Here is a 21622-nt window from a genome sequence, read left to right as displayed (position 1 = left end):
GAGCGCGCGCTCGGGTCGGTCGCGCGTGGCCGCGAAGCCCGGAGCCGAGCTCAGGGGTTCGCGCCCGCGGCGATCCACTCGCGGACCAAGGCCACGCTCCGGTCATCGAGCAACACCGGCGAGTTGCGTGGCATGTGCCCGACCGTCTCGCCCTCGCCCGTCTGCGGCTCACACTTGGCGAGGACCTGGTACAGCCACGACGCGTCCGGATCGCCAGGCTCGACCAGCGACGCCCCCGGATTACCCACGACCTCGTGGTCGAGCAGCTCCGCGAGCAGATCCACCGCTTGGAGGTTCAGCCCCGCGGCCTGGCCGGAGACCCCGTGGCAGGCGTTGAACATGCACGAGGGCTGAAACACCGCGCCGAACACGTTGGCGAGGGTCGGCTCGAGATCCGGCGCGACGCCAGGATCGTGATCGCTACACTCGGGCACGGGCGGGATGCTCTCGTCGCCGCTCTCGGGCACGTTGAAGGGCTCGTCTTGCTCGGCGGAGGTCGGCATGCTCTGGGCCGGGTTCTTGGGCACCGTCAGGATCCCGCAGGGCCCCTCGAACTCGAGCACGCCGTCGTTCTCGCCCACGGCGACCGTCCCGCCCGTGACCGACAGATCCATCATGACCTTGGTGTCGACGAGGGCGAGCATCACACACATCTCCTGATCGCCGATCCCCCAGCCAACGTTGACGTCGCGCCAGTTGTCGTAGCCGCAGGTGTAGCGCAGGCCCTCGACCCCGGTCAGATCGAGGGGCGGGTCGAACACGCCGCCGTTGGCCTCCCCGTCGAAGCCGTCGACGGTGAACACGCTCACCCCGTCGAGCGGACCGCCGGTGAAGCTGAGGTCGAAGTGGTTGCCGAGGTAGTGGTAGTGCGGCAGCACGTAGTGCAGCTTCATGTCGAGCGGCGTGCCGGTCGAGTCCTCGTAGCGGGCGCCAAAGTCCTCGCAGACCCCGGTGAACTTGCTGACCGCGTTGGCCGGGATGTCGAGGTCGAGGTAGCTCGTGCGCAGGGGCGTGAGCACGACCTCGACGTCCTTGGGGTGGATCAGCTCGAGGGTCATGAACAGGTCGGTCTCGATCGCCGCGGGCCCGACGTTGAGCATGTGCAGATCCGACACGACCTTGTGACGCGGCGGGATCTTGATGACCGCGCCCGCGCCCGTGCGCTGCTCCTCGACGAAGGACTGGGTCGACTGGGCGAAGAGCACGGTCCCGGCCGTGGCCGCGCCGAGCTCGTTGAAGCCGCGATCGCTGCACTTGTAGTAGCCGTCGTCGCCCGCGTAGAGCTCTTCGGGGACCACGAACCAGTTGGAGTGGTGGAAGTAGCCGAGGTTGCTGAGGGTGACGGCCTGGACGTAGATCGGGGCCTCGTTGTCGAGGGTCCACTGGACGCAGGGCTCGGTCTCCTCGAAGGGCGCGAGCTCGCGGGTCCCGAAGCGGTGGGTCAAGATCGCCGTCTCGGGATCCTCGCCGCTGGTGTCGGTGCCCGCGTCTCCGTCGCCGTCGCCGTCGCCGTCGCCGTCGCCGCTGCCGCTGGTGTCCGCGTCGGCGCCCTCGCTCTCGCCCTCATCGGCGTCGTCGCCCTTGCAGCCGAAGGCCACGACGGGGCTGGTCAGGAGCAGGACCAGGGCGACCCGAGCGCGGGCGCGACCGTCTGCAGCTCCTCGGCCGAGGCGACTGGGAGTTCGACTGGGAATTCGACTGGGATCGTGCGTCATGCTGACCTCTCGCGGGCGTGTCGGCGCCGCACCAGAACCAAAAATAGAGCCCAAAAGGGGAGCGCTCGTGGGGCGCCAAAGCGGTCCAGCTTGCCACGGCGCGGGTCGACTGAGCAGCGGCTGCCCCCGCCTGAGCTTGGGTCTGCGCCCGCGCTGGTCTCGGTGCCCGTGTCTGAGCCGGTGTCCGTGTCGCCGTTGGCCGAGCCGCCGTCGCCGTCGCCGTTTCCGTCGCCGTCGCCGTCGCCGTCGCCCGGGTCGGCGAACACGATCAGGGGAGCCAGGCCGTGGCCGACGTAGGCGTCGCCCTGCGGCTGCTCGATCGTGGCCCGAAGCACGAGCGTCTGGCCCCAGCTCGACTCGGGCGGCGAGAAGGGCACGAGCAGCTCGCCGGGCCCGTTGAGCCCGGTATCGAGATCGATCGTAGCGAGGGTCGACCACTCGAGCTGCGCGGGCTTGGTCGAGGCCCAGGCGAGCGCCAGCGTCGAGCCGGGGCTCGCGTCGACGCAGATCTGCAGCTCGAGGAGCTCCTCGCCATCGAGGGAGTCGGCCGTGTCGGCGATCGTCGCGGCGGCCTGCACGGGCTCGGTCGGCTCGGCCTCGTCGGTCACGCGCACGACCCAGGGCGCCCGCATCCAGAGGTTGTAGGGCGGCTCCCAGGTGTAGCCGGCGACGAGCCAGGTCCCGGCCGGGACCTCGGCGCTGGCCCAGATCACGGGGTCGGCCGCGGCGGCGTAGGTGATCGGGCGGCGCGCGTCGTCGGCGGTGATCCGCGTCCAGCACCCGGCCCAGGCCGCGCTGGTCTCGAGCGTCGACTCGGGATCGTCGAGCAGCTCGGGCTGCTCGAGCCCGGCCTCGACCGAGCGCTCGAGATCGAAGGTCGAGATGTAGCGAGGCGGCGGGCGACCGGCGGGCCACTGGCGGCAAAAGCCGATGAATTGGTGGGTCCGGCTGTCGTCGAATTCGTCGACCGAGAGCAGCGTGTCCTCGGCCGGGATCTCGTAGCTGAAGGCGAAGTTCGACTCTGCGCTGCGGTCTACGGTCTGGATACACGGAGCATCGGGCCACAGTACCGGCGTGCGTGGGTGCACGGTGTTGCCTGCGCGCGCGTCGGGCACGTGGGCGAGCGTGGCGATCAAGGCGAGCGGGGGCCCTGCGCCGAGCATGAGTTTCCAGACGGGCATCCGAGCAGCCCTGATCATATCAGCTCGGCGCGGCGACGATGGCGTCAGCGCTTGTGGCTGCCCATCGGCGCGCTCTGCCGACGGCCCCCCGCGTCATCGACCAGCTCGTCGAAGAGCGAGAGCTGACGCAGGGACTTGGGCGCCCGACTGCGGGCCAGGTCGCGCCGCGCCTCCTGCTGGAGCAACACGCGGATCGGATCGTGGCAGCTCTTGCAGCCCGTGCCGGCCTCGCAGTAGCGGCCGACGGCCTCGAGCGAGTCGGCGCCGGTACGGATCGCGTGCACGACCTCGGCCTCGGAGACCGAGAGGCAGTGACACACGAGAGGATCCTCTTCGCGCATCTGGAGATGTTTTAGCACCAACGCGCAACGACGTGGGAGCCGGGCCGAGACCAGGGCATGCGAGCTTCGAGCAAGGTCCCGCCCTTGGCCGCTGCGGTCGCCCTGATTGCGTCCCTGGCGGGGCTGTGTCCGGCCCCACCCGGCCTCGGCTCGAGGCTCGCTTGCGCCCGCGCGCAGCTGGTCGAGGGGGAGCTGCGCTGCGACCGGGAGCTGCTCGAGGATGTCGGCGAGCTGTGTGAGGCCGCGGAGCCCCGCGCGCTCGGGCCTGGCGACGCCCTGCCGCCCGCTGCGTGCGTGTGCGCGGCCGCGGCCGCCTTGCCCCTGCGCGAGCTCGGCCTCGGGTGCGCGCCCGCGGGCCGGATGCCACCGGATCAGCTCGCCGCCCTCGACCAGCCCGTGAACGTCAACCTCGCGTCACCCGCCGAGCTCGCGAGCTTGCCGGGGATCGGACCGAAGCTCGCCGAGCGGATCGTCGCGGGTCGGCCCTACGCTCAGGTCGGGGACCTGGCCGAGGTCCGCGGGATCGGGCCGGTGCGGCTCGCCGCGCTCCGGCGCCGCGTGCGGATCAGCCCCGCGCGGTCCCGATGATCTCTTCCAGCGCCCCGATCGCCTTGGGGACCGCGGCGGTCAGCCGCGTGCGGATCAGCCCCGCTCGGTCCCGATGATCTCTTCCAGCGCCCCGATCGCCTTGGGGACCGCGGCGGTCAGGACCTCGGGCCCCTCGGGCCGGATCAGCACGTCGTCCTCAATCCGGATCCCGAGCCCACGAAAGCCCTCGGGCACGTCTTCGGTGTCGGCGGCGATGTAGAGGCCTGGCTCGACCGTCAAGACCTGACCGGGCGTGAAGGGGCGGGGGGTGCCGCCGATCGTGTAGCGCCCGGCGTCGTGGACGTCGACGCCGAGCCAGTGGCTGGTCCGGTGCATGTAAAAGCGCTTGTAGAGGTCCTTGGCGCGGATCTCCTCGGCGCTCGCGTCGATCAGGCCGAGCTGTGCGATGCCCTCGCACAGGACCTCGAGGCAGGCCTCGTGGATGAGCTCGATGTTGCCGCCGACGACGGCGCGCTCGATCCCGGCGAGGTTGGCCGCGAGCACGACCTCGTAGACGGCCCGCTGCTCGGGCGTGAACCGGCCCGAGACCGGCCAGCTCCGGGTGATGTCGCCGCTGAAGTAGTCCCACTCGGCGCCCGCGTCGATCAAAATGACCTCGCCCGCGCGGAGCTGATCGCGGTTGTCGACGTAGTGGAGGATCGTCGCGTTGTCCCCGCTGCCGACGATGCTGCCGTAGCCGGGCCCGGAGCTGCCTCGGCGGCGAAATTCGTACTCGAGCAGGGCCTCGAGCTGGTACTCCCACACGCCGGGTCGGCCCTGGCGCATGGCCGCGAGGTGACCGGCGGCGCTGATGTCGATCGCGCGCCGGAGGCTGTCGAGCCCCGCGGCGTCCTTGATGATCCGGTCCTCACCGATCAGATCTGCGGCCTCGCCGTAGCGCAGCGGTGGGGTCGTGCCCTCACGGTTGCGACGACGCAGCGAGGTGACGGCGCGGGCGAGGGTCGCGTCGAGCTGCGGCCACCGACCGACGGGGAGGTAAACGGTTTCACAGCCGTCGAGCAGGCCGGGCAGGCGCTCGTCGAGCTCGTCGAGGGCGTAGGCCTCGGTCGCGCCGTAGCGCTCGCGCGCGCCCTCGGGGCCGACGCGCCGACCACTCCAGATCTCGGCGTCACGGTCGTGAGGCCGCACGAACAGCGTCAGGCGCGGTGGGCTTGCGCCGTCGTCCCTGCCAGGTCGGAGGAGCATGACCGCGCCGGGCTCCTCGAGCCCGGTCAGGTAGTGGAAGTCGGAGTCGGGCCGAAAGCGGAATTCAGTGTCGTTGGCGCGAGTCTGGAGCTCGCCGCCAAACAGCAGCAGCCCGGCCGACTCGGCGCGCAGCTTTGTAGCGAGGCGTGCGCGACGTTCGGCGTAGGCCTCGACGCAGGGGCGGGGACCGGCTGACATGTCCGACAGTGTGTCACACCTGCGATCGGCCGCGTCCGCTGTGTCGCCCTGTGAATGTGAATTCGCGTGGCCGTGGGCCCAACCCCGAGCGCTCGGTACCGCCTGGTCGGGTCGGTGAACTCGGTGCGCCAGGATCTTGCCAAGATCGCGCGCGCGGACCATCGTTGCGCCGATGTCTCCGCGCGAGCTGAGCACCCGACGAATCCACGAAGTCCGTGACTCCCTGGCCTCCTACCAACCCAAGTTGGAGGGCACGGACGTCAACCAGCTGTCGCGCCTGTGTCAGGCTGTGATCTCGGCGATCGATGTTCGCGATCTGCGGGACACGACGACGGTCGAGTTGATCGAGCAGCTCGAGCTCGTGCTCGACACGATCAAGCAGCGCAAGACCGGCGAGATCAAGACGGCGGTGCGCCGCCGCGACACCGACGTGATCGTGTTCGAGAGCTGCGTCGACGACCAACCATTTTTGGTCTCGGCCGTCCGGGCCCTGGTCGCGCACGAGCGCTTCGAAGTCCGGACCTCGCTCAACGCGGTGACCAAGCTGCGCCGCGATCGCAGCGGGGCGCTCGTCGACTTCAACTCCGGCACCCGCGAGTCGATCATTCGGATCGAGGCCCGGGTGCCCGAGGGCTACGCGACCCGCGACAGCGACCTCGAGCGCCTCCGCGAGCGCCTCGAGCAGCGCCTGCGCCTGACCTCTTCGATGGTCGGTGACTTCCAGGCCATGAAGTCGCACATCCGCTCGCTGGCCGACGCGCACGCGAGCGCGGCGGCCATGAGCGCGCCGGAGCTGTCCGTCGATCTGCGCGAGGCCGAGGGCTTGCTGCGCTGGCTGTGCGACGACAACTACGTGATCTTCTCGGTCGAGGAGTACAGCCGCGAGGGCGAGAACCTCGTCGCGCTCGGGACCGCGGCCGCGGGCCTGCCCGCGCGCGACTCGGAGATCCTGCGCAAGGCTGGCGGCGAGGTCAGCCGCCTCGTCCGCTACCAACGCAGCCGCGAGGAGTCGCCGGTCCACCGCGCTGGCAAGCCCGGGCACTTCGTGTTCACGGCGGTCAACCGCAGCGGGGAGCCGAGCGGCGTGACCGTGATCGACGGCCTGTTCACCTACAAGGCCCTGCACACGCCGCCCGAAGAGATCCCCTATCTGCGCTCTGCGCTCCGCGATCTGCTCCGCGATCGTGAGGTCTCGGTCGACAGCCACCGCGGCAAGAGCATCACCAACGCGTTCAACTCGCTGCCGCTCGAGTTCCTGCTCGCCGAGTCGCGCGACAACGTCTGGACCCTGACCGATCGGGTCCTGCGCGCCGAGGAAGAGGGCGGCAGCGACGTCCACATCCAGGTCGGCGAGACCGGGCACTTCGCCTTCGTGTTCGTGTCGCTGCCGCGCGAGCAGTTCTCGGAGGAGCTGCGCATCGAGCTCCAGGATCTGCTCCTCGCCGAGCTCGGGGCCAGCTACTCCGACTACGGCGTGTACCTCGACCGCTACGAGAACGCGATCGTCCACTTCTACGTGACCGCGCCGGGCCAGCTGCGGATCATCGACACCGACAGCCTCCGGGCCAAGGTCCACTCGATGGCCAAGGGCTGGAGCGAGCGGCTCCGCGAGTCGCTCGAGAGCTACGTCCGCGACTACCTGCCCGACGTCGAAAAGGCCGACGAGCGCGTCGACGAGCTGTTCACGGTCTACGTCAACGCGTTCAACGAGGAGCACCGCCGCCGGGCCGCCGACGAGCGCCTGATCGGTGACCTGCGCTGCATCGAGAACCTGCGGGCGGGCGCGCCGCTCGACTGTGATCTGTTCATCTCGCGGACCGGTGACTACCCCGGGAGCCTCAACCTGCGCGTGTTCTCGCGCGATCCGCTGACGCTCAGCGCCCAGCTGCCGGTCATCGACAGCTTCGGCTTCGAGGTCATCGATCAGTACACGCGCCTGCTCAAGCTACCCCACGCGGTCCAGTACGAGATGCACACCTTCCGCCTCAACGTCCGGCGCGAGCGGCACCGCGGCGTGCTCGGGCGCGTCGGCGAGATCACCCGGGGCCTCCGGGCGGTCTACACGGGCAGCGTCGGGCTCGACCGGCTCAACCGCCTCGTCGTCGCGACCAACCTCAGCATCGAGGACGTCGCGACCTTGCGCGCCTACGTGGCCTACCTTCATCAGCTCGGGGTGGTCTGGGACCGCGATCTCATCCAGCAGGTCCTGGTTCGGCACTCGACCGTCGCGGCGGGGCTGCTGACCTGGCTGGCGGCGCGCTTCGATCCGCGCGAGACCGGCCTCGACGCCGCGGGCGCGGCCGCGGCCCTCGACCACGAGCTGCGCGCGGTCACCGACTACACCGCCGACCGCGTGCTCCAGGCCCTCGCGCGGGTCGTCCGGGCGACGGTGCGGACCAACGCCTTCGTGGCCCCCGAGGACGCGGCGCTCGCGTTCAAGGTCGACGGGCCCGCGGTCGGCTTCGGGCCCGAGCCCCGGCCGTTTCGCGAGATCTGGGTCTACCACCCGCAGCTCGAGGGCGTGCACCTGCGCGGCGGTCGGGTCGCCCGCGGCGGGCTGCGCTTCTCCGATCGCCCCGATGACTTCCGCACGGAGATCCACGGCCTGATGGCCACGCAGATGGTCAAGAACGTGCTGATCGTGCCGATGGGGGCCAAAGGTGGGTTCGTGCTCCGCAACCCGCCGGCCGACCGCCGGCGCCTGCGTGAGGCCGGCGATCACTACTACCAGGTGTTCATCCGCGCGCTGCTCTCGGTCACCGACAACGTCGTCGACGGCGAGTACGTCACGCCTGAAGGCATCGTCCACGAGGAGGACCCCGATCCCTACCTGGTCGTGGCCGCCGACAAGGGCACCGCGCACCTGTCGGACACCGCCAACGGCATCAGCATGGACCAGGGCTTTTGGCTCGACGACGCCTTCGCCTCGGGCGGGTCCAACGGCTACGACCACAAGAAGACCGGCATCACCGCGCGCGGGGCGTGGGAGGTGACCAAGCGCAGCTTTCGCGAGCTCGGCGTCGACGCCGAGCAGGACGTGATCACGGCGATCGGCGTCGGCGACATGAGCGGCGACGTGTTCGGCAACGGCCTCTTGCGCAGCAAGTCGGTCAAGCTGCTCGCGGCCTTCAACCACCTCCACGTGTTCATCGATCCCGATCCGGATCCGGCCGTGTCCTTCGCCGAGCGCAAGCGCCTGTTCGAGCTGCCGGGCTCGAGCTGGACGGACTACGACGCCAAGCTGCTCTCACCTGGCGGCGGCGTCTACGGGCGCAAGTCCAAGGAGGTCCCGCTCTCGCCCGAGGCCCGGGCGCTGCTCGGGATCGACGCCGCGGCCACGATCAGCGGTGACGAGCTGATCCGCGCGGTCATGAAGCTCGAGGTCGACCTGTTTTGGATGGGCGGGATCGGGACCTACGTGAAGGCCCACGACGAGACCCACGCCCAGGTCGGCGACAAGGCCAACGACAGCGTCCGCGTCGACGGCCGCGAGCTCAACTGTCGGGTGTTCGCCGAGGGCGCGAACCTGTCGATCACCGATCGCGGCCGGGTCGAGTTCTCGCGCAAGGGTGGGGCGGTCTACACCGCCTTCCTCGACAACTCCGGCGGCGTCGACACCTCGGACCACGAGGTCAACATCAAGATCTTGTTCGCGCCCTTGCTCGCGGCCGAGACGATCTCTCGCGCGCAGCGCAACGACGTGCTCGTCGAGGTCGAGAGCGAGGTCTGCGAGATGGTCCTGGCCAACAACCGGTCCCAGAGCCGGATGGTCAGCTACGACGTGCGCCGCTCGGGCCCCGACCTGTGGCGCTACGCCCGGACCATGGCTCTGCTCGAGGAGGAGGTCCCCTTCGCGCCCGAGTCCTTCGCGATGCCCAACGAGGACGAGCTCGCGCAGCGCCGCCGCAAGGGCGACGGGCTGTTCAAGTGCGAGGCCGCGGTCCTCGGATCCCACGCCAAGATGCTGGCCTATCGCGAGCTGCTCCGCGACGAGCCGCTGCCGACGGCGATGGCCGTCGAGCTCGTGCGCGAGTACTTCCCGGCCCGGGTCCGCGAGCTCGCCGGGGAGTCGGCGATCGCCGACCACCTGCTGTTCCGCGAGATCGCCACGACCATGGCCGTCAACCGGATCGTCGACGCCGCGGGCTGCAGCCTGTTCGCCGAGATGACCACCGTCACCGGTCGCAGCTACCGCGACGTCGCCGTCGCCTACCTCCAGGCCCTGGAGATCGGCGGCGTCGACCGGCTCATGAGTGAGCTCCACGAGCTCGAGGACAAGCACCGGCAAGAGGGCGTCTACCGGGCCATGGAGCGCCTCGGCTTCGCGCTCGAGGACGCGACCTTCTACCTGCTCGGGCCGATCGCCGAGGGCGGCAAGATCGATCCGGTCAAGACCCAGGAGCTGCTCGCGTCGATCCTCGACTACCTCCCGCCGACCTCGCGCGATCGCTCGCGCCTCGATCGCCACGTCCGGCAGCTGACCGAGGCGGGCATCCCCGACGAGCTCGCGCTGGCCGTCGCGCGCACGCGCTTCTTGTTGGTCGTGCTCGACGCCCTCGAGATCAGCCGCGCGCGCGGCATGGCCCCCGAGGACGTCCTGCGCCTGCGCCTCGCGGTGTCCGACTCGATGCGGATGTCCGAGCTCCAGTCCGCGATCTCGCGGATGAAGCTGGCCTCGACCTGGGACGGGCCGGCGGTGCTCTCACTCGCCCGCCAGCTCGAGTTCCACGCCCACAAGATGACGCTGCTGGTCGAGGACGGCGACATCGACGCGATGATCGAGGCCTACGGGCTCGGCAAGGTCCAGACCTTGATCGGCGAGTACCTCGAGGGCGACGTGACCGTCGCGAGCCTGGTCATGCTCGACAGCCAGCTGCGGCGGCTGCTGCCGCCGATGCGCGGCGGCTGAGGGGTCAAGAGGGGCAAGAGGGCCAAAACCGCGGAGTCCCCTGGTCTGAAGTTCCGCGAGGAACTTCAGACACAGGGGACTCGATGCGCGGTTTTGGTGCGAGGGGGTTCAGCGCGCGAGCTCGAGCCCGCTGAAGAAGTAGCCAATCTCGAACGCGGCGGTGTCCTCGGCGTCCGAGCCGTGGGTCGCGTTGCGCTCGATGTTGGTGCCGAACTGTCCACGCAAGGTGGTCGAGGGGGCCTCGGCGGCGTTGGTTGGACCCATGAGGTCACGCCAGCGCTTGATCGCGTCGTCGCCCTCCAGGACCATGGCCAGGATCGGGCCCTCGGTCATGAATTTGACCAGATCCCCGAAGAAGGGCCGCTCGGCGTGGACATGATAAAAGCCCTTCGCCTGGCGCTCGGACAGGAGCAGAGTCTTCATGGCGACCACCTTCAGGCCCGACTCCTGAATGGCCGAGATGATCTTGCCCTGGAAACCTGCGGCAAAGGCGTCGGGTTTGATGACGGCGAACGTGCGTTGCATGGCGGCCGGAAGCTAGGAGTTCGTCCTTCGTTTGTCCAGCATGACGAACCTCTGGCAAGATCTCTGCATGACTCGGTGCCACCGCGCAGGGGGAACGGACGCGGGGCGGACCCGAACAGGGTGGAGCGGCCTCGGAGCCAACGTGATGTTGCTCGCGGCCGCGCTCGGGGGGAGCGCCGCGGGCTGCGGGCCCGATCAATTTCCTGGCCGAGAAGGCTTCACCGACGGCGGGACCCTCGGCGAGACCGGGACCGGGACCGAGACCGGGACCGAGACCGAGACCGACACGGAGACCGAGACCGGTGACCCCGAATGCCCCGAGCTCGTCAACACGGGCAACGTCTCGATCGGCGATCTCGACACCCTCGACGCGCTGGCCGGGGTCACCAAGATCGACGGCGACGTCGAGATCACCGGCGAGTTCGGCCTGCTCGACAACGGGCTCGAGCCGCTCAGCTGCCTCGAGGAGATCACCGGCTTCGTCCACGTCCACGACACGGACCTCTACAACTTCGTCGGCCTCGAGCGCCTGCGCAGGATCGGCGGCTACTTCTACATCGGTCAGACCTTCAACCTCGTCGATCTCAGCGGACTGAGCGCGCTGCGTCAGGTCGGCGCCTACTTCCACCTGAGCGAGAATTTCGGGCTCGTGTCCTCCGCGGGCACCGACCTGCTCGTCGACGTCGGGACCTTCGTCTACGTCGACCACAACCCGCAGCTGCAGGACCTCGACGGACTCGCCTCGCTCCCCGGGACCAACGGCCTCCTGCGGATCGAGAGCAACGCCGCGCTCACCAACCTCGACGGCCTGTCGAGCATGATCGGGGTCAGCGGCGATCTCGGCATCATCAGCAACCCCTCGCTGTCCGACACCTCGGGGCTCGCGGGCATCGAGGCGGTCGGCGGCGACGTGCTGTGCCAGAGCAACCCCGCGCTGCCCTCGCTCAACCTCGACAGCGTCGAGACGATCGGCGGCTCCTTGTTCCTGACCGACCTGCCGAGCCTCGCCTCGCTCGACGATCTCTACGGGCTGATCGGGATCAACAACTCGCTCTACATCTGGAACACCGGGCTGAGCAACGTCGATGGGCTCATCGATCTCGAGTTCCTCGGCGGCGCGATCTGGATCGAGAACAACGCCAACCTCGGCGACGTCGACGGGCTGCTGTCGCTGACCGAGACCTTCGCTTCGGTCCGCATCGATCAAAACTTCGGGCTCGTCGACGCGAGCGGCCTCGCCAACTTGGAGGTCGCCAACGGCGGCCTGTCGCTGTGGGGCAACCCGAACCTCGCGGTCGTCGGCCTCGACAGCCTCGAGCTCGTCGGTGACTACCTCCGGGTCGGGTTCTCGTCGCTCGACGCGCTGACCGCCCCGCAGCTCCAGACGATCGGCGGCGATCTGCTCGTGTTCAACAACGCCAGCCTCGCCACGGCCGTCGGCTTCTCGCAGCTCCAGACGATCGGCGGGCGGCTGTACTTCCGCGAGAACCCTGGGCTGAACAGCGTCGGCTTCCCCGCGCTCACGCAGGTGCTCGGGCGCGTGCAGTTCATCGACAACGACGCCCTCGTCAACCTCGACGGCCTCGGGGCCCTGCAGCTGGCCCAAGAGGTCAACATCCGCGAGAATTTCATGCTCAACAGCATCTCGGGGCTGTCGAAGCTGAGCGAGGTTCCGGGCTACTTTCGGGTGGTCGAGAACGAGGGCCTGTCGGTCCTCGCTGGCCTCAACCAGCTCAGCGCGGTCGGCGGTGACCTCCAGATCCGCGACAACTTCAACCTCGAGCTGATCAGCGGCCTCCAGGCCCTCGACGCCGTCGGCAGCGACGTGACCGTGACCGGCAACATCGACCTGCCGACCTGCGCGGCCGAGGGCCTGGTCGAGGGCATCGCGTTCATCGGCGGGGCCGTCGACATCAGCGGCAACCTGCCCGACGGCTGCGGGGGCTAGCCCGGGGTGCTAGCTCCTCTCGCGTCGCGGCGCTCGCGGGCTGGATCGCGGCCGCGGCCGTGGTCGGCGTCGGCGGGGGCTGTCCTCGAGCGGTGACCCGGGCCGACCCGGGAGTGCCACTTTCGCGCGCTCTCACCTGGCGCCCCGAGCACGTGAGACTGACCCGGCCCTGGAGATCTCACGCACGTCGACTCGGACGCAGAACGGCGTTTAAGAGGCTTCCAGGTCATGACCCAGCCTCGCGAGGGGGGTACGCTGCGCACATGTCCACGGACCTCACGGGCGACGCGTCCGGCGTCGACGATTTCGCGCATCTGCACCTCCACACGCAGTACTCGCTCCTCGACGGGGCCATCCGCATGAGTGATCTGTGTTCCAAGGTCCAGGCCCGCGGCATGAAGGCCGTGGCCATGACCGACCACGGCAACATGTTCGGGGCCATCCAGTTCTACCAGACCGCCAAGGCCCACGGCGTCAAGCCGATCTTCGGCTGCGAGGCCTACATCGCCGACGGCGACGCCGAGGCCAAGTCCGACCGCAAGAACTACCACATCGTGCTCCTGGCCAAGAACGAGGTCGGCTACAAGAACCTCCAGCGCCTCGTCAGCTACGGCCACCTGCGCGGCTTTTATTACAACCCCCGGATCGACCGTAAGGTCCTGCGTGAGCACAGCGAGGGGCTGATCGGCCTGTCGGCGTGCCTCGGCGGCCACGTCTCGCGCCTGATCACCAGCGGCGACATGGACACCGCGCGCGAGCGCGTGCGCGAGTACGCCGACATCTTCGAGCCCGGCCAGTACTTCTTGGAGCTCCAGCCCAACGGCCTCGAGGCTCAGGAGCAGGTCAACGCCTCGCTCGCCCAGCTCGGCCGCGACCTCGGCGTCCCGCTCGCCGCGACCAACGACTGCCACTACGTCGATCGCAGCGAGTCCTACGCCCACGAGGTCCTGATGTGCATGGGCATGGGCCGGACGATCAACGACGAGAAGCGCCTCAAGCACGACTGCAGCGAGTTCTTCATCAAGACGCCGGAGGAGATGTGGGGCTACTTCAACCGCTACCCCGAGGCGATGGAGAACACCGCCCGGATCGCGCAGATGTGCAACGTCGAGCTCGATCTCGGGCGCCCGGAGCTGCCGGACTTTCGCCTGCCCGAGGGCATCGAGGACGAGGTCGAGTACCTGCGCCGGGTCGCCTATCAAGGCCTCAATGAGCGCCTCGCCGAGCTCCGCGTGCTCGGGCGCAAGCCCAACGAGGACGCCTACCGCGAGCGACTCGAGCGCGAGCTCGGGATCATCATCGACATGAAGTTCCCGGGCTACTTCTTGATCGTCTGGGACTTCATCCGCCACGCCAAGCAGATCGGCGTGCCGGTCGGGCCCGGGCGTGGATCGGGCGCGGGCAGCCTCGTGGCCTACAGCATGCGGATCACCGACATCGATCCGCTGCAGTACGATCTGCTGTTCGAGCGCTTCTTGAACCCCGAGCGCGTGTCGATGCCGGACTTCGACATCGACTTTTGCATGGATCGCCGCGAGGAGGTCATCCGCTACGTGACCGAGCACTACGGCGTCGAGCGGGTCGGGCAGATCGCGACCTTCCACAGCCTCAAGGCCCGCGGGCTCCTGCGCGACGTGTGCCGGGTGATGGAGAAGTCACCGGGCGAGGCCAACGAGCTGGCCAAGATGATCCCCGAGGGGCCGAAGGTCTCGCTCTCGCTGTGCATGGCCGAGCCCAAGGCGATCCGGGCCAAGATGAAGGCCGACCCCGACAACGCCGCCAAGCTCGAGGGCAAGCTCCAGATCGCCGAGGCCGCGAGCAAGCTGCGCAAGCGCTGCGAGGTCGACTCCGGCGTCCGCCAGATCGTCGAGATCGGCTGCTCGCTCGAGGGCCTCAACCGTCACGCGGGCATGCACGCGGCCGGGATCGTGATCGGCAACCGGGCGCTGACCGAGCACGTGCCCTGCTTCAAGGCCGACGACAAGATCGTCACCCAGTACACGATGACCGACGTCGAGCGGGCCGGGCTGGTCAAGTTCGACTTCCTCGGGCTCAAGACCCTGACCGTCATCAAGCACGCGGTCGATCAGATCAACAGCCTCCCGCCCAACTGGCGGCTCGATCCGACCTCGCAGGGCGCAGGGGAGGGCACGGCCTTCGACATCGACAAGATCCCGATGGACGACGCCGCGGTCTACGAGATGATCTCGCGCGGCGAGACGACCGGCGTGTTCCAGCTCGAGTCTTCGGGCTTCAAGAAGCTGCTCCAGAAGCTCCGGCCCGACAAATTCGAGGACATCATCGCCGCGGTCGCGCTCTACCGACCGGGTCCGCTCGAGGGCGGCATGGTCGATCAGTTCATCGACTGCAAGCACGGGCGCAAGAAGATCACCTACCCGCACCCGCTGCTCGCCGAGGTCTTGCGCGAGACCTACGGCGTGTTCGTCTACCAGGAGCAGGTCATGCTCGCGGCCCAGATCCTCGCCGGGTTCTCGCTCGGCGGCGCCGACTTGATGCGCCGCGCGATGGGCAAGAAGAAGGCCAAGGAGATGGAGCTCCAGCGCAAGCTCTTCGTCGACGGCTGCGCGACCCAAAACGACATCTCGGCCAAGAAGGCCAACGAGGTCTTCGACTTGATCGACAAGTTCGCCGGCTACGGCTTCAACAAGTCGCACTCGGCGGCCTACGGGCTGATCACCTATCAGACCGCGTACCTCAAGCACCACTACCCCGAGTGCTTCATGTGCGCGCTGATGACCTGCGACAAGGACAAGAGCGAGAACGTGGTCAAGTTCATCGCCGAGGCCCGCTCGATGGGCATCATGGTCCTGCCGCCCGACGTCAACGAGTCGGCCTCGGACTTCAACGTCGTCGTCCGCGCCAAGCCGGCGACGCCAGCGGGCGACGAGGCCAAGGCCAAGGCCAGGCCCAAGCGCCGGTCTCGCAAGCGCGAGCGCGAGCGGGTGACGCCCGAGGGCGAGATCGTCGCGATCCGCTTCGGCATGGGCGCCGTCCGCAACGTCGGCGGCAACGCGGTCGAGTCGATCCTCCACGCGCGCGCCGACGAGGGCCCGTTCGTGAGCCTGTGGGAGATGTGCCGTCGGGTCGATCTCAAGCGCGTCAACAAGCGCACGATCGAGGGCCTGATCCACGCGGGCGCGCTCGACTCGATCGCCCCCGAGATCGGCCGCGCGACCCTGGTCGCGGCGATCGACTCGGCCGTCGACCAGGGCCAGAGCAGCCAGCGCGATCGCGACAGCGGCCAGACCGGCCTGTTCGACATGTTTGCGAGCGAGGAGGTCTACAACGAGACCTACCCAAACACGCCGGAGTGGACGCCCAAGCAGCGCCTGGTCAACGAGCGCGAGGCCCTCGGCTTTTACCTGACCGGCCACCCCCTCGACCGCTACCAGCAAGACGTCGACAAGCACGCGAGCGTCCGCGTCGGCGAGCTGCGCAAGGATCTCCAGGGCAGCGAGCTGGTCCTCGGCGGCGTGGTCTCGGAGCTGCGCGAGGTCACGACCAAGGCCGGCAAGACCATGGGCTTCTTCCAGCTCGAGGATCAGTTCGGTCGCGTCGAGGTCGTCGTGTTCCCGCGGACCTGGGCCGAGGCCGTCGACGCCAACGACGAGACCTCGCCGAGCTGGGGCGAGTGGCTGCAGGGCCACGGCGAAGATCCGGTGTTCGTGACCGGCAAGCTCGAGGCCGATCAAAACGACGCCGGCGAGGTCACGCGCTTCAAGCTGCTCCTGGCCAAGGTCGAGCCGATCGCCACGGTCCGCGAGGCCCGAACCCGGGGTGTGCGTCTGCGCCTGCGCGCCGAACAGCTCGATGACGCGCGCATTCTCGCGCTCAAGCACCTCGTCGTCGACCACCGCGGCGGCTGCTTGATGGAGCTCGCGGTCACGGTCCCGGGCCGCTACCAGACCAAGGTCGTGTTCGGCGACGAGTTCAAGGTCTCGGCCGACGACTCGCTGTTCCTGGCGCTGGAGAAGCTGTTCGGCGAGCCCGTGGCGGAGCTCGTCTGATCTGCGCCAGGCGGCCGCTGAACAACCCCGCGCGGCCCACAGTGGGTCCCTGGCCTTCGAGGCCGTGAAGCCAAACCGAAGCTGTGTCGGGCAGGCTTCGAGCTCCTGGCGAGCAGGGGCGTGCTCTGGGTTGTGGTGGGTTTTTCAGCAGCCTGCTAGCCTCGGTGCTCATGCAGATCCATGGATACGGCGAGACCGACGTAGGCCGGAGCCGGACCCACAACGAGGACTACATCCTGGTCGAGCCCGACCTCGGGTTGTTCCTCGTCTGTGATGGGATGGGCGGACACGCGGCCGGCGAGGTCGCGTCGGAGACGGCGGCCAAGGCCGTGCACCGCCACGTCGCGAGCCAGAGCCACCTGCTCAATGGTTTCGACGGCAGCGAGGAGGCCTGCGAGGCCGTCGAGGCCCTGCTGCGGACCGCGATTCAGGCGGCCTCGGCCGAGGTCTTCGATCTCGCGCGCGGCGGCCAGGGTCGCCACGGGATGGGCACGACCTGCATCGCGCTGATCGTCGTCAACGGCAAGGGCTTCATGGGCCACGTCGGGGACAGCCGCATGTACATGGTCCGCGGCGGGCGAGTCTGGCAGCTCAGCCAGGATCACACCTTTTTTAATGACGCCGTCCGCAACGGGATGATGAGCTACGAGGAGGCCCGGGCGAGCCCGTGGGCCAACATGGTCACCCGCGGCGTCGGCATCCAGCGCTCGGTCGCCGTCGACACCCTGGTGTTCGACATCGTCGAGAACGACACGCTGCTGCTGTGCTCGGACGGGCTCACGGCCTACGTCCAGGATCACCACGAGCTCGTCTCGGTCCTGGCCGATCCGGCGCTGCCGGGCCTGCCCAAGAAGCTGGTCCGCGTGGCCAACGAGCGCGGCGGGGGCGACAACATCTCGGCCGTGGTCGTGCGCGGGGTCCCCGAGATGCCCGCGCGCCCGTCCGACAGCGCGCGCCGGGTCAAGGTCACCCAGAACCTCAAGACACTGCGCCACATCGCGCTGTTCATGGATCTGGGCGACCCGGAGCTCGTCCGCCTGTTCAACAAGTTCAAGTCCTTCGAGCACCCGCCGGGCACGGTCGTGATCGTCGAGGGTGACGACACCGACTCGATGTTCGTGATCGTCGAGGGCGACGTGCAGATCGCCCGCGGCGGCAAGGTCGTCGCAACCTTGACCCGCGGGGCCCACTTCGGAGAGATGGGGCTGCTCAACCAGCGCCCGCGCTCGGCCACGGTCACGGTCACCTCGCCGACGCAGATCCTGGTCCTCGAGCGGGGGGCGTTCAACGAGGTCCTGCGCGAGGACACCGGCCTCGCGGCCAAGCTGCTCTACAAGCTCGCGCAGATCTTGAGCCTGCGCCTCGACGAGAGCTTCAACGCCGACGGGTCCGAGCAGGCCGAGCGCAAGACCCTCGAGCTCGGGGTCCTGTCTCCCTTCCGTCCGCGGCGCTGACTCGGGCTCGGGCCGCTCGCGGCCTCAGTCCTCGAGCGGGTCTTCGGTCCGCTTGCGGGCCTTGGACTTGGCGTCGAGCTTGGGCTTGGCGTCGAGCGCCGGCTTGGGCTTGACGACGGACTTGCGCTTGGCCGGCTTGGGCTTGATCGGCGTGGCCGCGGTCTTCTTCTTGGCCGCGGTCTTCTTCTTGGTCGCGGTCTTCTTCTTGGCCGCGGTCTTCTTCTTGGTCGCGGTCTTCTTCTTGGCCGCGGTCTTCTTCTTGGTCGCGGTCTTTTTCTTGGCCGCGGTCTTCTTCTTGGCCGTCGAGGCTTTCTTCTTGGCTGCGGTCTTCTTCTTGGCCGTCGAGGCTTTCTTCTTGGCCGCGGTGCCCGCTCGAGGCTTGGTCTTTGCCGAACGCTTCTTGGCCGCAGGCGGCTTCGCGCCAGACTTGGCGGCGGCTTTTTTTGCGACCGGGGCGCTCGTCGCGTCGCTGTCGCGGGGGCGGAGGCGGGGATCGCCGATGATGGCGCTCCACTCGCTCGGCGGCAGCCCGAGACGCTCGCGGCGGGTGTCGTCGTAGCCGAAGAACACGGCGAGCTCGTCGAAGATCGAGAGCTCCAGCTCACGATCGAGCTGGGCCGACTCCCGCGCGAGGCGCAGGAGGTTGCGGCGGTACAGCGCCAGCCCGGTGAGGGTCGGGGCGCCCTCGACCTCGCGGATGCTGCGGGCCGCGAGCGCGAGCGCCCGCGCGCGGGGATCGACACCCTCGAGGACCAGCTCGAAGGGCGGGGCCTCGTTGACGACGACCACGAAGCCGGGCTCGCGGGCGAGCGCGCGCAGCTCCGGGTCGGGGCAGTTGACCAGCAACTCGACGACCTTGGCGTGGAGATCCGCTGGCTCTGGCGACCAGTCTGGCGCGGGCTGACGGGCGTCGAGCTGCAGGACCTGGAGCGCTGCGTGGGCAGCGCGGACGGGCTGGCCGGCCATGTAGGCGGCCTCGTTGCTGAGATACCAGACCTCGGCGTCGTCGCCGAAGCGGTGCAGGAGGCCGTCGAGCCAGGGCAAAGCCGCAAGTGGGGCGCCGAGATCGAGGTGGAGGCGGGCGACCCGGACGGCGAGCTGGACGACCCGGCCCATGAGCTGCTCGACGTCGTCGGTGTCGAGCTCGAGGGGGTCTCCGGCGAATTCGCGCAGGAGGCGAGCGAGCTCCTCGCGCTCGGTCTCTGGGTCGAGGAGCTGCTCGATCACCCACAGCTCGGCGAGCTGATCGAGCCGCTCGGCGGCGCTGTCGCGGTCGCCAAGCGAGACCAGCGCCTCGACCTCGAGCAAGCCAAAGTCGAGCTGATCGGCCGGGGTGGCCTCGTCGAGCTCGCGAGCCTGGGTCGCGCGGGTCAGGGCTCGCTGCGGCTCCTCGAGATCATAGAGAAGGATCTGGGCGGCCGCGAGCTGGGCGTCGACGTAGTCGGCGTCGGCCTCGATCGCGCGCTCGTACCACTCGAGGCTGCTCTCGGGGTCGGCCTCGGCCAGGCTGATCGCGGCCATGAGCATCGCGGCGTCGGGGACCCCCGGACGCAGCTTGAGGGCCTGGTGCGCGGAATTCCGGGCGCGCTGGAAATCCCCGCGGTCGAGCAAGGACCAGCCTCGGTCCAGGTGCGCAGTGAAGCGACTGGCCTCGCCGAAACCTTCGTCATCTTGGTCGTACTGGCGACGGGGCACTCGCTTCCTATACCACTGTCGCGTCGCCCGAGGCGACGCGGCGGCGGCTTTTTGGGCTCGGGCGGAGCCGCGCGTACACTCCGGCGCGTGGGTGAGCGTCTCCACCATCGAGCGTTCGTGCGCCGAGCGCTGCGCGTGACCCTTCTTGCCGCGCTGCCCTCGGTCGTGAGCTGTCAGACCTCGCGCGCGGGGCAGGGGAGCGAGGGCGCGCTCGTCGATCCGGCCGAGGTCCCGCCGCAGCTGCGCTCGCAGTGGCAGGCGCTGGTCGACGCGCAGTCGGGTGACCCGGGCTCCGCCGCCGTCGACGAGGCCGCCGACGCGCTGCTCGAGCAGGAGCCGCCGCCCGAGCTGCGCGCTGGCGCGCTGGCGGCCAAGGCCGATCGTCAGTACCTGCTCGGAAACGACGCCGAGGCCATCGCCCTGGCCGACGAGGCCGCGGGCTTGCTCGGGGCCGGCGACGCGCGGCCCCACTCGAAGGCCCACCAGCAGTTGGTCTCGGCGATCCACCGGGTCCTCGCGCTCGCCCACACCCGCGGCGGCGACCCCGACCGGGCGCTCGCGGAGCTCGAGCAGCTCGAGGCGTGGGGGGAGATGGAGCGGGTCGAGCTGCGGGGCGCCCGGGCCGTGGCCCTCGACCGGAAGGGCGACAGCGCCGCGGCCCTCGCGGCCTTCGTGGCCTGGCGGGAGCTGCTCGCGGAGCAGACGCCGGACGCGGGCTACGCCGAGGAGCGCATGCACGCGCTGGCCGAGCACCTCGACCGGCCGACGATCGAGGCGCTGGCCGAAGCCGCGCCCGGGCCGGACGCCGCCGACTGCCTCCACGCCACGCTCGGCCGCGACCCCGGTGACCACGCGCCCGCCTGGGTCAGCGCGTGCCGCCCGCTGCCCGCTCGAATCGGGATCTTGTTGCCGCGGACCGGCAAGCTGTCTGCGCTCGCCGACGGGCAGCTCGCCGCCGCGGTCGCCGCGGTCACGGTCCTCGGACGGACCCGTCCGGTCTCGGTCATGTGGCGCGACAGCGGCTCGACTCCCGACACCGCTCGGGCGGGCGCGGATCGACTCGTCGCCGATGGCGCCGAGGTCATCATCGGCCCGGTCGGCACGAGCAACGTGCGCGCCGCGATCTCCGCGGTAGGGGACGATCGCTTCCTCCTGCCTGGCGAGAGCAGCGCGAGCGCGCGCGGTGTCGCGCCGACCCTCGAGGAGCGGACGCTCGCGCTGATCAACTTTGCGCGTGACCAGGGCGCGACCGAGGTCATCGTGTTGACGCCCGAAAACGGCTACGGCCGGCGCGTCCAGAAGGCTGAGAAATCAGCTGACCTAAAGTCAGTCAAGTCATTGAAATTCATCACTTATCCGTCTTCGACAACGAGCTTCTCGCCGATCGTCAGGCCGCACCTCGCGGCCCTGCGCAAGGGCGCGGCGCTCATCATCGCGGACGCGCTCCCGCGCACGGATCTGATCGTGCGAGAGTTGCGCCGCGAGCAGCTGCGGGTCCGCGGCGGCCGGGTGGACAGCGAGGGTACTGAAATTACGGTTCTAGGTACTGGTGAGGGACTCTCATCTAGCGCGATAGGCGCCAAACACGCGAGCCTCGACGGCGTCGTGCTCGCGCCTGCGGCGCATCCTGACCCCAGCTCGCGCGCCTTCGAGGACGAGTACTTCGCGCAGCAGCAGCAGCGGCCGGACGACCAGGCGCTGCTCGTGTGGCGCGCGCTCGAGGCGGCCTGGTCTGGGGCCTCGGCGACGCACGAGCCCGAGCCGTCTCTCGTCCGGATCCAAGGGAGCAGCCTTGTCGCGGTCAAAGCGCCCTAAGCGGGGTCGAGGCGCTCGC

12 protein-coding genes are annotated in these 21622 nt (G+C 69.3%); 6 read left to right on the top strand and 6 right to left on the bottom strand.

From position 1 onward, the window contains the following. Positions 1 to 50: 50 nt before the first annotated feature. From ENSA5_RS38520 to ENSA5_RS29885, 3 genes are read right to left on the bottom strand one after another with little or no spacing between them, the layout of a single operon-like run. On the bottom strand, positions 51 to 1715 hold the full coding sequence (locus tag ENSA5_RS38520) for a hypothetical protein (protein ID WP_181198297.1): 1665 nt from the start codon (positions 1713 to 1715) through the stop codon (positions 51 to 53). Continuing rightward, positions 1712 to 2896, bottom strand: a complete 1185-nt coding sequence (locus ENSA5_RS38515) for a hypothetical protein (RefSeq protein ID WP_181198296.1) — start codon at positions 2894 to 2896, stop codon at positions 1712 to 1714. The genes ENSA5_RS38520 and ENSA5_RS38515 overlap by 4 nt, the downstream gene beginning before the upstream one ends. A 44-nt stretch (positions 2897 to 2940) precedes the next feature. After that, complete coding sequence (locus tag ENSA5_RS29885) at positions 2941 to 3216, bottom strand: (2Fe-2S)-binding protein (protein ID WP_219906889.1); 276 nt, start codon at positions 3214 to 3216, stop codon at positions 2941 to 2943. Between the two features lie 78 nt (positions 3217 to 3294). On the opposite strand from ENSA5_RS29885, the gene ENSA5_RS38990 reads away from it, so the two are divergent. Continuing rightward, a complete protein-coding gene (locus tag ENSA5_RS38990; protein ID WP_219906888.1) occupies positions 3295 to 3825 on the top strand; it encodes a ComEA family DNA-binding protein in 531 nt (176 codons plus the stop codon). 54 nt (positions 3826 to 3879) lie between these two features. Here the strand turns inward: ENSA5_RS38990 and ENSA5_RS29875 are convergent, their stop codons facing one another. Next, the gene (locus tag ENSA5_RS29875) at positions 3880 to 5229 is read right to left on the bottom strand and encodes an aminopeptidase P N-terminal domain-containing protein (protein WP_106395122.1); all 1350 of its coding nucleotides are present in this window, start codon (positions 5227 to 5229) and stop codon (positions 3880 to 3882) included. A 172-nt stretch (positions 5230 to 5401) separates the two neighbouring features. Between ENSA5_RS29875 and ENSA5_RS29870 the strand changes: the two genes are divergently transcribed. After that, a complete protein-coding gene (locus ENSA5_RS29870) occupies positions 5402 to 10138 on the top strand; it encodes an NAD-glutamate dehydrogenase domain-containing protein (protein ID WP_106395121.1) in 4737 nt (1578 codons plus the stop codon). Between the two features lie 108 nt (positions 10139 to 10246). Here ENSA5_RS29870 and ndk read toward each other — a convergent pair whose 3' ends face one another. Further along, positions 10247 to 10663: a nucleoside-diphosphate kinase gene (gene ndk / locus ENSA5_RS29865; protein WP_106395120.1), complete on the bottom strand. Its 417-nt coding sequence runs from the start codon at positions 10661 to 10663 to the stop codon at positions 10247 to 10249. A gap of 67 nt (positions 10664 to 10730) precedes the next feature. Here ndk and ENSA5_RS38510 point away from each other — a divergent pair, with 67 nt between their 5' ends. The 3 genes from ENSA5_RS38510 to ENSA5_RS29850 all read left to right on the top strand — a co-directional run bounded on the left by ENSA5_RS38510 (position 10731) and on the right by ENSA5_RS29850 (position 18093). Further along, positions 10731 to 12611, top strand: coding sequence for a receptor L domain-containing protein (locus tag ENSA5_RS38510; protein WP_181198295.1), 1881 nt, complete (start codon positions 10731 to 10733; stop codon positions 12609 to 12611). Positions 12612 to 12874: 263 nt separating this feature from the next. Then, entirely contained in the window at positions 12875 to 16639 is a 3765-nt protein-coding gene (gene dnaE / locus ENSA5_RS29855; protein ID WP_106395119.1) for a DNA polymerase III subunit alpha, read from the top strand. Between the two features lie 170 nt (positions 16640 to 16809). Continuing rightward, positions 16810 to 18093: a cyclic nucleotide-binding domain-containing protein gene (locus ENSA5_RS29850; protein ID WP_106395118.1), complete on the top strand. Its 1284-nt coding sequence runs from the start codon at positions 16810 to 16812 to the stop codon at positions 18091 to 18093. A gap of 24 nt (positions 18094 to 18117) precedes the next feature. Here the strand turns inward: ENSA5_RS29850 and ENSA5_RS29845 are convergent, their stop codons facing one another. Then, on the bottom strand, positions 18118 to 19788 hold the full coding sequence (locus ENSA5_RS29845; RefSeq protein WP_181198294.1) for a tetratricopeptide repeat protein: 1671 nt from the start codon (positions 19786 to 19788) through the stop codon (positions 18118 to 18120). A gap of 87 nt (positions 19789 to 19875) precedes the next feature. Here ENSA5_RS29845 and ENSA5_RS29840 point away from each other — a divergent pair, with 87 nt between their 5' ends. Then, a complete protein-coding gene (locus tag ENSA5_RS29840; RefSeq protein WP_146156253.1) occupies positions 19876 to 21603 on the top strand; it encodes an ABC transporter substrate-binding protein in 1728 nt (575 codons plus the stop codon). The last annotated feature ends 19 nt before the right edge of the window (positions 21604 to 21622 follow it).

The sequence above is a fragment of the Enhygromyxa salina genome, from assembly GCF_002994615.1.
Classification (GTDB): Bacteria; Myxococcota_A; Polyangia; order Nannocystales; family Nannocystaceae; genus Plesiocystis; species Plesiocystis salina_A.
This window is presented reverse-complemented; position numbering and strand designations above follow the sequence as displayed.